The sequence below is a fragment of the Microseira wollei NIES-4236 genome (assembly GCF_020521235.1).
Classification (GTDB): Bacteria; Cyanobacteriota; Cyanobacteriia; order Cyanobacteriales; family Aerosakkonemataceae; genus Microseira; species Microseira wollei.
In genome coordinates this window covers 1-3,256 of sequence record NZ_BLAY01000366.1, presented here as the reverse complement: position 1 = coordinate 3,256, position 3,256 = coordinate 1, and the positions used below count along the sequence as shown (strand labels likewise).

Below are 3,256 nucleotides of genomic sequence, written 5' to 3'. Positions count from 1 at the left end.
TCTCTGGGATTAACAGTTAGAAGGTGGTTTGGGATATCGGAGTTCTTTCTGCCGATGCCATCAAACATCGACTGCTCAAAGATTAAAGAATTTACCATCCTACCTAAGAATGGTGCATTCTATCTTGCTCTGTCCTATCCAGTCCAAAAAGAAAAGCACGATTTAGATATCAATCGTGCCTTGTCGATAGACTTAGGAACTGCCGACAATCTAACGGCATGTGTCGATACCTTGGGCAACTCTTTCTTGATTGATGCTCGTGCTATGAAGGCAATGAATCAATTGTGGAATAAAAAGGTATCGACTCGCAAACAGGGTAAGTCAGAGGGATACTGGGATAAATGGTTGGATAGGATTACTCGCAAGCGTAACCATCAAATGCGCTTCGGGGATTAACAAGGCGGCTAAGATTATCGTTCAACATTGCTTAAAATACCAAATTGGCACTTTAGTTATTGGCTGGAATGAAGGCTTTAAGGAAAGCGCTAATCTTGGTCGAATCGAGAATCAGAAATTTGTTCAGATGCCTTTGGGAAAACTAAAAGAGCGACTGAAGCAGTTTTGCGTTTTGCACGATATTAGGTTTATAGAAACTGAAGAAGCTTAAACTTCTCAGGCTAGCTTTCTTGATGGTGACTCCCTGCCCAAATATGGCGAAAAGCCAGAAGGGTGGAAAGCATCTGGTAAGCGCATATATCGTGGTTTGTATTGCTCTTCCAACGGTTTGGTTATTAATGCCGATCTGAATGCTTCTGCAAATATTTTGCGTAAAGTAGCCAGCTTTTCTTCGCTTGGACTTAGGCTTACTGGGTAGGCGGTGTTTGACGACCGCAGCGAGAGTTAGGCTTTGGCAAAAGCCTTCTCTGTCCGCAGAACGAGAGCGTCTTTAGACCTGAGAGTGTCAAAATTAGCGCATGTGGTGTGCCGTGAATAACTCGGACTGGCGATCCCACGTATACAACTCCTTCAATTAATTCGGCTTTCTTCAAGTTGGGCATGGCATCGTAGCGTCGTTCAAATTCTGCCCTTGTGATGCGATCGCCGTTTTCCAGTGGTAATATTTTCGGCATTATTCCTGTCATGATTCGACCCTCAACCATTTGTTCCGATTGTGCCATATCGCTTTTTTGTGCATTGATGGGTTTTGTGCGATCGCTTTGATTAGATCCAGAGGCGGGCTTTTCGGCCCACCCCACAAGAATTTTTTGGCTTTGTGGGGTAGGCGTCTCGCCTGCCCCACAAATCGACAAATTAACGTCCCGATTTTCTCATGTTTAATTTAATCGGTCGCCGTTTGCGGTAACGGGTAAGAATGGTTACCACCTTGCCAGGTTTTCCCGTTGGTTGCGGCGGACTCCACTCGCTAACCTCCGCAAATTCTGTTGCGTACAAGGTATGAATTGTTTCCGTCACCCCCTCCAGAGAACTGACAATAAACATCTGCACGACTTCCCGATCGTCTTCGCCTGCGTCAGAATTTGGACGAACAGATCCGCCAGAGTCTCGCAAAAACTCTTCTGCCATGATATTTTCTCCTGATTTTTCGGTTTTCCTCGGAAAAGCCAAAAATCTAGCCACCCCACTGGCATGAGAAAGTAGGGTGGCTACCGAGAAAATGTTACAATTCTCAACTAGCCTCCCGACTGGTCGTGTCAGTTTGGGGGGTCAAGCTGTCCATTGCTGTTTCAGCGGCTTTGGGCAGCGTTACTAGATTTTCCAGCCACATAGGTTGCCGTCCGGTTTAGGTCTGGCAACCTATAGTTGTTGAGCATAGCGGCAATGGGGACAACCGTCAAGAGGTGCGGTCGGGGATGATGGGTGGGGGTGCGATGCGGGTAAAATATGCTAGCGATCGCTCAATAAACTCCTGCAAAAACTCTTGTGGGATAGGCGACACGAGCAGTCTTTGGCTTGATTTATTGGAGAGGTCTATTAACGCAAGTTGCTAGGGATGGAATATTGGTATTAGATTCCAACAAATCAAGAGGATAAATTCATGAAAAAGTCACATCTGTTTCTAGGCATTCTCACTTCCATCATCATAATTGTAGGAATTGGTGGCAAGGCTTTTCTACAACCATTGCCTCCCTTGCCACCTCCGCCTCAGAATTCTCCACTGCCGAGTCAAAAACCCAATCAGGAACCCTCATTGCCGAGTGAGAAAGTTACATTACCAAATCCAGAAGCTTTGCTAGATATCGCCGCCAATCTCGCGATCGAAAAATACCAAAATGCTTCCTGTGAAGACTTATCCAAGATGAAACCCCAATCCAAAAAGAGTGCGCCAACAGGGGGGACACCGGAAGCAGTACTCCAGACTAAGGCGATTGAAATGTTGCGGCAGAATCCTGAGATCCGTAAAGAATTTATCAATCGCGTGGCACCACCCATCGCCAATAAAATGTTTGACTGTAAAGTTATTCCCTAGAGAGGAGGACTTGATGAAAAAGTCTCATCTGTTGTTTCTAACTGCTTTGATTTCTCTAGCAATATTTGTCAGTTCTTGTGCCAACTTTACATCCAAGGAAGCGTTGGATATAGCTGCCAATCTGGTCATCAACAAATACCAAAATGCTTCCTGTGAAGAGGTCGCTCAGATGCAACCTCAGTCTAAGTCCGCAACAAGTTCACAAGCTGACGGCGGGAAAGAAGCGGATCAAAAGGCAAAAGCGATCGAAATGTTGCAGAAGAATCCTGAGATGCGTCAGCAATTTATCAATCGAGTCGCTGGGCCAATTGCCAATAAGATGTTTGAATGTAACCTAATTCCCTAGCTTTCTATTTGGCTCTCCCGCATTCAGGGCGATCAATTTATATCATCTCCAGTAGCAACGGTTGTGTAACTGCTAATAGCTAATCGCTAATGGCTGCTCTGGAGGCAATTGACAAGCTTGCAATTAGCAATTAGCAAGCGAGCAATTAGCCATCCATACACTACCGATACCTAAGGACATGATATAAGTCCTGAACTATAGAGGACTAAAGTCATTCCTACCGAATACTTACTTACTACGAACATAGTTTGTAGGACTTTTGCAAGAGACGTGCATGAACTAAGTTCACAACCAAGGATATAGCGGGAAAGCGACTTGCTGGAATACAGCCCTTGTGGCCTGAGTTTGTATAGCGGCACCCTTAAGGGTGCCGCTATACAAACTCAGCCCGTCTACACGGGCTATTAACTTACGGAAAATCAATTGTATTCTATTAAGTCACAATCCGCTATAAAATCCATCTCACCTGCCGAAGAAGCCCA

3 protein-coding genes and 2 pseudogenes are annotated in these 3,256 nt (G+C 45.2%); 3 read left to right on the top strand and 2 right to left on the bottom strand.

From position 1 onward, the window contains the following. A pseudogene (locus MiSe_RS54385) lies at window positions 1–890 on the top strand (RNA-guided endonuclease InsQ/TnpB family protein); the annotation flags it as partial. Here the strand turns inward: MiSe_RS54385 and MiSe_RS48265 are convergent. Together MiSe_RS48265 and MiSe_RS48260 are read right to left on the bottom strand one after the other, a co-directional pair. Next, a pseudogene (locus tag MiSe_RS48265) lies at window positions 891–1,082 on the bottom strand (Uma2 family endonuclease); the annotation flags it as partial. It abuts the pseudogene before it with no gap. A 169-nt stretch (window positions 1,083–1,251) separates the two neighbouring features. Then, on the bottom strand, window positions 1,252–1,524 hold the full coding sequence (locus MiSe_RS48260; RefSeq protein ID WP_226594523.1) for a hypothetical protein: 273 nt from the start codon (window positions 1,522–1,524) through the stop codon (window positions 1,252–1,254). Between the two features lie 472 nt (window positions 1,525–1,996). On the opposite strand from MiSe_RS48260, the gene MiSe_RS48255 reads away from it, so the two are divergent. Continuing rightward, window positions 1,997–2,428 carry a hypothetical protein gene (locus MiSe_RS48255; protein WP_226594521.1) on the top strand — a complete coding sequence of 144 codons (432 nt, stop codon included), beginning with the start codon at window positions 1,997–1,999 and terminating at the stop codon, window positions 2,426–2,428. Between the two features lie 13 nt (window positions 2,429–2,441). Then, window positions 2,442–2,774, top strand: a complete 333-nt coding sequence (locus MiSe_RS48250; protein ID WP_226594518.1) for a hypothetical protein — start codon at window positions 2,442–2,444, stop codon at window positions 2,772–2,774. Window positions 2,775–3,256 lie beyond the last annotated feature (482 nt).